Below are 7,896 nucleotides of genomic sequence, written 5' to 3'. Positions count from 1 at the left end.
CAAAGTTCTAAAATTTTCTTCTAAAGACAGCCATCAGATTTTTGTAGAACCCGAAGGCAGAAACACAGGTGAGTACTATTTGAATGGACTATCAACAAGCCTGCCTTTTAAAACACAGGTGGAAATGGTTCATTCAGTGGAAGGCCTTGAGAAGGCTGTTATAATGAGACCAGCATATGCTGTTGAATATGATTTTGTAATCCCTGAACAGCTTCATCCCACCCTTGAATCTAAGCTGGTGGAAAACCTCTATTTCGCCGGCCAAGTGAATGGCACCAGCGGATACGAGGAGGCAGCTGGACAGGGTATCGTAGCTGGCATAAATGCATCTGCGAAACTCAAGGGTGCTGAACCATTGGTTCTGAAGAGATCCGAGGCTTATATAGGCGTTATGATCGATGACCTTGTTACCCGAGGTGTCGATGAACCCTACCGCCTTCTCACATCAAGAGCTGAATATAGACTAATGCTGAGACATGATAACGCACATTTGAGACTCACGGAATATGGTTATAGGTATGGCCTCATACCTAGATGGTTCTATGACAAAGTCGTGATTATTCGTGAAGCCATTAACCGGGAGGTGAGTCGATTGAATGACATTGTTCTCAAACCTTCGAATTCTGTAAACAACAAATTGCTATCTGCGGGGACAACGGCAATATATCAACCTACTAGACTTGCTCAGCTCCTAAAACGACCGGAAATAACTTATTCTCTGCTAAAGGATTTTGACCCTCAACCTATTTCGGATAGCTCACTTGCTGAACAGGTTGAAACTACAATGAAATACGAAGGGTACATTAACCGCTTGAGACAGGAAATAAACCGTTTCGAAAAGCTCGAGAATGAACTCATACCTGGCGATATTGACTATGAAAAAGTGCCCAATTTGTCCACCGAAAGTAAAGAGAAATTAAAAAAACTCAGACCTATGTCCGTTGGCCAAGCTATGAGAATACCCGGTATAAAGCCAGCAGATATCTTGAATCTTTCAACCTATCTCACCAGCCTGAAAAGGAGGCATAACCATTGAGCCGTGAAAAAATATATGTTTTTGGCCATAGGCAGCCTGATACCGATTCGATTGCAAGTGTAATTGGCTATGCTTATATGAAAAACCAGAATGATAGCCAGCGTGAATACATAGCTTGCCGCTGTGGTCCACTCAACAGCGAAAGTACATTTTTACTTTCCTATTTTGACGTTGAACCGCCTGTTTTCATGAAGACGGTGGACCCGATAGTAGGCGATCTTGTTTTGCGTACCCCCATTGTGGCATCAGAAGAAACCTCAACATATGAAATTGCCAAAATCATGGAAGAACACAATATAAAAGTCGTTCCAATTGTTGATGACAATTCCAGACCTTCGGGAATCATCAGTGAGCGCCATTTAGCAAGAGCTTATGTAAAGCGGTTATCGGTCGATTCACTGAAATTACACCCAATCAACGTAAACACCATAGCCCAGCTTCTAAAGGGCAATGTTCTCGTGTCACCATCTACCAATATTCTCAAGGGTGAAGTCCATATAGCCATCGATTCAACCAGCACTTTTGTTGAAAAATTGAAAAGCACTGACTTGGCTATTGTCGGGAACAATCCTGAAATGCAACTGAAATTGGTGGAAAAAAAAGTTACACTGATGATACTAACTAACTCCCATGTTCCTTCTAAAGAAATACTGATTCAAGCCAAAAGGAACCATGTCGGGATAATATCAACAGCTTATGGACCTTACGGTGTAGGAAAACTGATTAATCTCTCCATGCCTGCTAAAATGATCATGTCTAAAAACTTTATCACAGCCAAATTAAGTGAAAAACTAAATGAAATAAAGACAAAAATATATGAATCAAAGGAGCGTTTTGCGTTGGCTTTAGACGAAACCGGAAAGTTAGTCGGAGTGATTACCAGAACCAATCTTCTTTACGACACTCGAAAAAAGGTAATCCTGCTGGATCACAATGAAAGGCCCCAAGCGGTAGACGGCCTTGAACAAGCAGAATTACTCGAGGTCATCGATCATCACAGACTCGGTGGCCTTACTACTTTGAAACCTGTGAGATTTCACAATGAACCAGTTGGGAGCACTTCTACGATTGTCGGAGAATGGTTTTTAAAAAACTGCAAGAAAAAGAATCCTCAAATAGCTGGTGTGTTACTCGGTGGAATCGTTTCTGATACTCTGGCTTTTCGACTTTCAACAACAACGAAAAAAGACAGAGAAGCCGCCAGACAATTATCGAAAATTGCAGATATAAACCTTGAAGAATTCTCCAAAGACCTTTTACGCAAAGGCTTGGATCTTTCGGGAAAAGCTCCTTATGAAGTCGTCTCCAAAGATGTCAAAGAATACGTAATAGGTGATTACAATGTCTTGATCGCTCAGGTTATGGTTATGGATATGGAACAGGTTAGAAGTAGGCAAGAGGAATTCAGAAAGGCTTTGAAGCATCTTTATAATAATTCAAAGGCTGATGTTGCTTTTCTTCTTTTCACAAACGTCCCAAAAAACCAAAGCGAAGTATGGGTTGAAGGAAATAGGGAAATCATCGAAGAAGCTTTTAAAGTGCATTTGGATGAAAACAACAGCGTGGTTTTAAATGGTGTTATGTCCAGAAAAAAAGACTTTCTTCCAAAGATCGGTGAAGTGCTTAGAAAAAAGAGATGAGAGTTCCTCTCATCTCTTTTTCAACATCTTCAGGATTATACCTTCCATATCTTTTTGGCTGAGACTTTTACCATCTTTCAGGAGTTTGAAGGCAGCACGTATAACGAGTATTCTGGGATATCTACAACTGAAGTATTTTACGGGGTCAGAAACAGTATGATCCACTAAGCTTCTCTTCACTCTATCATCTCCCAACCTATTGACAGAAGCCGTGGTGGGTATTATAATTCTTTTAGTATCGGGCTCGTAGCTCAGTTTGGTTAGAGCTTCCGGCTCATAACCGGGCGGTCGGTGGTTCGACTCCACCCGAGCCCACCAAAGCGGCTCAGGCCGCTTTTTTTATTACTGTAAATAATTTTAACATCAAATCGAAAATAACGCAATAAGACAGGCAAAATGACGTTACATCCCTTCAAAAAAGAGGTATAGAAATAAGTCAATATGACTTAGTCGAATGATTTTATTTGTAAAAGGCTATAACCCTCATCCTATAACAAAAAACGAACCACCAAGTAATATTAACCGAAGATGTAATGGTAGTAAAATATCAGTTACATATTCTTACAAAAGTTTACAATAGAAACTTCAAAAACTCACCTCTCATATACAATCTTACCATTCAAAATGGTCATTGAAACTTCTAAATCATCCAGTTCATTGCTTGGAATTGATAAAAGTTCTCTTTCCAAGAGAAAAAAATCTGCTTTTGAACCTTCAGTTAGTGGAAAAATGGACTCTCTGTTTTCAAAAAGTCTTCCAGAAATCATATACATATAAAGGGCTCGCTTCCTATCAAAGAAATATTCGGCAGCGTGTATGTTTTGAAAAGGATTGGCACTTTCAACCGGAGCATCTGTGGACATTGATAAGCTTATGCCTGCTTCATCCATTCTCTTAAAAGGGTAAGCATTTTTGAAGCGCTCAGGCCCAAGGCGCGAAAATGCTATTTCTCTATCTGATTTGTAAAATATTGGTTGGATAGAAACCCTTAGCTTTAAGTGGGCCATCAGTTTTATTTGCTCTTCAGTTGCAATTTGGACATGTATTAGCCTGTGCTTCAGTGGGTTACCCTCTTTTATAATAGAAAACGCACTCAAAGCCTCTTTTAAAGCCCTGTCTCCTATTATGTGAATAGCCAACTGTATGCTTTCTTTTTCCGCTCTTTTCACAAAAGGGAGCAGTTTATCTGATGAAAGATAAAGCACTCCTTTGTTCTGGGGATCATCGGTATATGGTTCACACAGAGCAGCAGTCCTTGAACCGAAGGAACCGTCAAGATATAGCTTTGCGGCCCTCAAGCTGAAGAAATCCGTTTCATGTTTCTGCAATTCTTTTAGTACTTCCAATTCTTCTGCGGATTTTATTCTGAGTTTTTCATATAACCTTATGTGCTTTTGTGATGAAAGAACTTCTATCAGATCCCTGAGCTCCATGTTATGGTAATCATCACTGTGTACATTTGTGATTCCATATTTTAAAAATTCATCAGCACCAGTCTGAAGGTATTTCTTTAGCTCTTCTCTTTCCGAAAGGAGCTTTTCACGCAATTTCTCCAGTGCTCTTTCTTTCACTACTCCAAGCGCAAGGTCTGTTCCATCTATACCATTAAGATCATGTAAAGAGTATTTCCAAATCATCGGACCATTCACCGTCGCTATATGCCCACATCTACGCACCAAAAGCAAAGGAAACGGTGTGATAGCATCAAGGAATCTTCTGTCAGGCATAAAACCCAATTTTTCCTGATCCCAACCACGTCCTTCAATAAAGCCACGTGGTTGTTCTTTCAAATTCTTCAGTAGCGTTACAAGCTCATCTTTTGTATCAATTCCAGTGAGGTCAAGGATGAATTGCTTTTTACCTGTTGCCAGAAGATGGGCGTGGGAGTCAACCATTCCCGGGTAAAGGTAACAACCCTTCAAATCGATGATCTCGGCGTTTTCCGGTTTATGCCTTACAATTGCGCCATCTTCAACGAAAAGATCCTGGAAGTTGTATTCACCATTGAGAGGGTTGTATATGCGACAGTTCTTGAAAATGCTATTCATGTTCTCATCATCGCCATGGCGATTTCCCCTGCCAGGGAAGCATTGTTCTTTAGAAGAGCAATGTTAGCTTCAAGGGTTTTTCCATTGGAGAGTTCTGAAAGTCTCCCCAACAGGAATGGAGTCAATCCCTTTCCTGAAATCCTTTTCGAGTTTGCTTCAGAGATTGCTGTTTCAATATATTTCATCAACTCATTATAGGGGACTTCATACTCAACAGGTATGGGGTTTGCCACCAGAATTGCGCCTTCTATTTCCAACCTTTGCTTTTCCTTAAAAATCTCAACGATTTCTTCAGGCGTTTTTACGGAAATGCTCACCGGAAATTTGCTATGGCGGCAATGAAACAATGGAAAGCTATCCGTTTGGTAGCCTATAACTGTAACTTGAAAAGTCTCGAGAAATTCCAGCGTCTTTTCTACATTCAAGATACTTTTAACCCCGGCTGAAACCACTATCATATTTGTTTTTGATAATTCGATTATATCCTGTGAAACATCCCACTCCACATCACGATGTACTCCACCAATACCGCCTGTGGCAAATACTTCTATACCCTCTCTGTCTGCGAGCTTTAATGTTGCGCTTACGGTAGTGGCAGCATCCTTTTTCAATGCAGTAGCAACTGCTATTTCAGCGGTGCCCACTTTCATAACACTTTTAGCCGTTGAAAGATATCTCAGTTCATCTTTTGTCATACCAACTTTTATGTTGCCACCAATAATGCCGATTGTTTTTGGTATCGAACCCTGTTTTTTCACTTCTTTTTCCATTGCCAGTGCCGTTTCAAAATTAACGGGCCATGGAAGCCCATGAGCTATAACAGTTGATTCAAGTGCTACAAAGGCTCCTCGCATTAACTCACCTCCAGTTTATCGGTATCCAAAGTGCTTTTTAGAGTAGAATCTCGCCATATATAGGCCCGCAATGAATCCCCCAACATGCGCCCACCAGGCTACTCCTGAGAAATTCGCTCCAATTATTGCAAAGGTTCCGTTGAAAAACTGTATGAAAAACCAGACAAGCAAAAAGATGAATGCAGGTATTTCAACAATGAATGGAAGAAAAAGAACGGGAATGAAAGTCAGAATCCTGCTCATCGGGAAGAAATACAAATAAGCCCCCATCACTCCAGCAATAGCACCCGAAGCGCCTATAACTGGCACCTGAGATGTAGGGGAAAGCAAAAATTGCAAGAAACCGGCGCCTACTCCCCACAGAATATAGTATATCAAGAACCTGAAGTGTCCAAGCATATCTTCAACGTTATCACCAAAAATGAAGAGCGTCCACATATTTCCAAGCAAGTGTGTCCAGCCGCCATGTAAAAAAGTTGAAGTTACGAATGGAGAAAGGTCTAAACGGTTATATTGAATCAAAAATCTGTTGTAAAGCAAAATATGCCCTTTAGTGTATCTTGCAGGTACAAGACCATGATTGTATATGAGAAGAAGCAACTCACCATCTGATAACAGGAGTTCGTATATGAAAACAACGATATTTGTAATGATTATTGCCCACATTACATATGGTTTCCTCCTGCTGGGGATGGTGTCTCTAAGCGGAAACAATTCATCACCTCCATACATTATTTTACCAGAAAGGGATCTTGAAAAGCCTCTGGTGTGATGATATAATGTAGTCGCTTTGCCCCCGTAGTTCAACGGATAGAACGGCGGATTCCTAATCCGCAAATGAAGGTTCGATTCCTTCCGGGGGTACCAGTGGCGCGGGAAAATCCCGCGCTTTTTAAATATTTTTTTGATAATACCTTTTCGATTGCTCTATCAGAAAATAGTTGATGTATCAATGACAAAAAACCCACTAATTGAAAATAAACGCCGTTCTTTGCCAATTTGTGGAGTTGTTCACAAACAGTTCCGGGAATAAAATCAAGCTGGAACACACAATTTTCTTCTGAGGAGGTTTACTAAAGTGGCCGAGATAAGTCTGTTTGAAAACGCTTTAAAGCAATTCAGCAAGGCCGCCAAAGTCATGGAGCTTGATCCATGTCTCGCTGATGTGCTTATGCATCCAAAAAGGGAACTCACGGTCAATTTCCCCGTCAGGATGGACGACGGTAGTGTAAAGGTCTTTAAGGGTCACAGGGTTCAGCACAACATCGCCAGAGGTCCTGCAAAAGGTGGAATAAGGTACCACCCTAACGTTACCCTAGACGAGGTTAAAGCTCTTGCCTTCTGGATGACATGGAAATGTGCCGTTGTTGGCATACCCTATGGCGGGGGTAAAGGCGGAGTGGAAGTTGATCCCTCTGAGCTTTCAACTGCCGAGCTTGAAAGACTTTCAAGAAGATTCTTCTCTGAGATACAGGTAATAATCGGCGAGGATAAAGATATTCCTGCACCGGATGTGAATACAAATGCACAGATTATGTCCTGGTTCATGGATACCTATTCCATGAATGTTGGTCACTCTGTTCTTGGTATTGTCACCGGAAAGCCCATGGATATCGGTGGTTCTGCTGGAAGGCCGGAAGCTACTGGTAGAGGAGTTCGAGTTGTAACTGAAGAAGCAATAAATTACAAAGGCCTTGATGCAGAAGACGCTACAATTGCAGTTCAGGGATTTGGAAATGTTGGCTCTTATGCCGCCAAGTTGATTCATGATGAACTTGGAGCAAAAATCGTGGCTCTTAGTGATGTTTCCGGTGGCATATACAATCCCGATGGACTGGATATTGATGAAGTAATCGCTTACAGAGACCAGAATAATGGTGTAATTAAGGGCTATCCAAATGCTACAACGCTTACCAACAAAGAACTTCTCGCTCTTGATGTGGACATTCTCATTCCCGCTGCTCTTGAAAATGCCATCACTATGGAAAATGCAAACGACACAAAAGCCAAAATAATCGTTGAGGGGGCCAATGGACCTATAACTCCAGAAGCAGAAGAAGTTCTTCTCCAGAAGGGAATCTTCGTTGTTCCCGATTTCCTGGCAAATGCTGGCGGTGTTACCGTTTCTTACTTCGAATGGGTTCAGGGACTTCAATGGTATTTCTGGGATATTGAAGATGTGAGAAAGGCTTTGCATAAAATTATGCGGCAGGCTTTCGGAAGTGTTGTGAATACCATGCACAAATACAACACTGACATGAGGACTGCAGCTTACATCGTTGCTATCGATCGAGTAGCAACTGCTACGAAGCTCAGAG

7 protein-coding genes and 2 tRNA genes are annotated in these 7,896 nt (G+C 41.3%); 5 read left to right on the top strand and 4 right to left on the bottom strand.

Translation table 11 applies throughout. The features are described 5' to 3' along the window. Together AC3LHT_RS03160 and AC3LHT_RS03155 are read left to right on the top strand one after the other, a co-directional pair. Nucleotides 1-1,036, top strand: a 1,036-nt coding sequence (locus AC3LHT_RS03160; protein ID WP_488661952.1) for an FAD-dependent oxidoreductase, incomplete at its 5' end; no start/stop codon positions are given. After that, nucleotides 1,033-2,676 (top strand): putative manganese-dependent inorganic diphosphatase, encoded by a 1,644-nt coding sequence (locus AC3LHT_RS03155; RefSeq protein ID WP_488661951.1) that lies wholly within the window; start codon nucleotides 1,033-1,035, stop codon nucleotides 2,674-2,676. The genes AC3LHT_RS03160 and AC3LHT_RS03155, both read left to right, overlap by 4 nt. Nucleotides 2,677-2,685: 9 nt before the next feature. On the opposite strand, the gene AC3LHT_RS03150 is transcribed toward AC3LHT_RS03155, so the two are convergent. Continuing rightward, on the bottom strand, nucleotides 2,686-2,856 hold the full coding sequence (locus AC3LHT_RS03150) for a hypothetical protein (RefSeq protein WP_290645097.1): 171 nt from the start codon (nucleotides 2,854-2,856) through the stop codon (nucleotides 2,686-2,688). A 60-nt stretch (nucleotides 2,857-2,916) separates the two neighbouring features. Between AC3LHT_RS03150 and AC3LHT_RS03145 the strand changes: the two genes are divergently transcribed. Beyond that, nucleotides 2,917-2,994, top strand: a tRNA-Ile gene (locus tag AC3LHT_RS03145). Between the two features lie 275 nt (nucleotides 2,995-3,269). Here AC3LHT_RS03145 and AC3LHT_RS03140 read toward each other — a convergent pair. From AC3LHT_RS03140 to AC3LHT_RS03130, 3 genes are read right to left on the bottom strand one after another with little or no spacing between them, the layout of a single operon-like run. Further along, complete coding sequence (locus tag AC3LHT_RS03140; RefSeq protein WP_488661950.1) at nucleotides 3,270-4,724, bottom strand: amidohydrolase; 1,455 nt, start codon at nucleotides 4,722-4,724, stop codon at nucleotides 3,270-3,272. Next, a complete protein-coding gene (locus AC3LHT_RS03135) occupies nucleotides 4,721-5,578 on the bottom strand; it encodes a pseudouridine-5'-phosphate glycosidase (RefSeq protein WP_488661949.1) in 858 nt (285 codons plus the stop codon). Before AC3LHT_RS03135 ends, AC3LHT_RS03140 begins: the two co-directional genes overlap by 4 nt. A 15-nt stretch (nucleotides 5,579-5,593) precedes the next feature. Then, nucleotides 5,594-6,292 (bottom strand): rhomboid family intramembrane serine protease, encoded by a 699-nt coding sequence (locus AC3LHT_RS03130; protein WP_488661948.1) that lies wholly within the window; start codon nucleotides 6,290-6,292, stop codon nucleotides 5,594-5,596. Nucleotides 6,293-6,370: 78 nt separating this feature from the next. Between AC3LHT_RS03130 and AC3LHT_RS03125 the strand changes: the two genes are divergently transcribed. Both AC3LHT_RS03125 and AC3LHT_RS03120 read left to right on the top strand, forming a co-directional pair. Beyond that, nucleotides 6,371-6,445: transfer RNA gene (locus AC3LHT_RS03125), tRNA-Arg, on the top strand. Between the two features lie 211 nt (nucleotides 6,446-6,656). Further along, the coding region (locus tag AC3LHT_RS03120; protein ID WP_488661947.1) for a Glu/Leu/Phe/Val family dehydrogenase at nucleotides 6,657-7,896 on the top strand (1,240 nt) is incomplete at its 3' end.

Source organism: Kosmotoga sp. (assembly GCF_982836095.1).
This window is presented reverse-complemented; position numbering and strand designations above follow the sequence as displayed.

What these genes read in the sequence shown, in the direction of transcription:
- AC3LHT_RS03140 (WP_488661950.1), bottom strand. Translation starts at nt 4,724, where the DNA reads ATGAATAGCATTTTCAAGAACTGTCGCATATACAACCCTCTCAATGGT.
- AC3LHT_RS03135 (WP_488661949.1), bottom strand. Translation starts at nt 5,578, where the DNA reads ATGCGAGGAGCCTTTGTAGCACTTGAATCAACTGTTATAGCTCATGGG.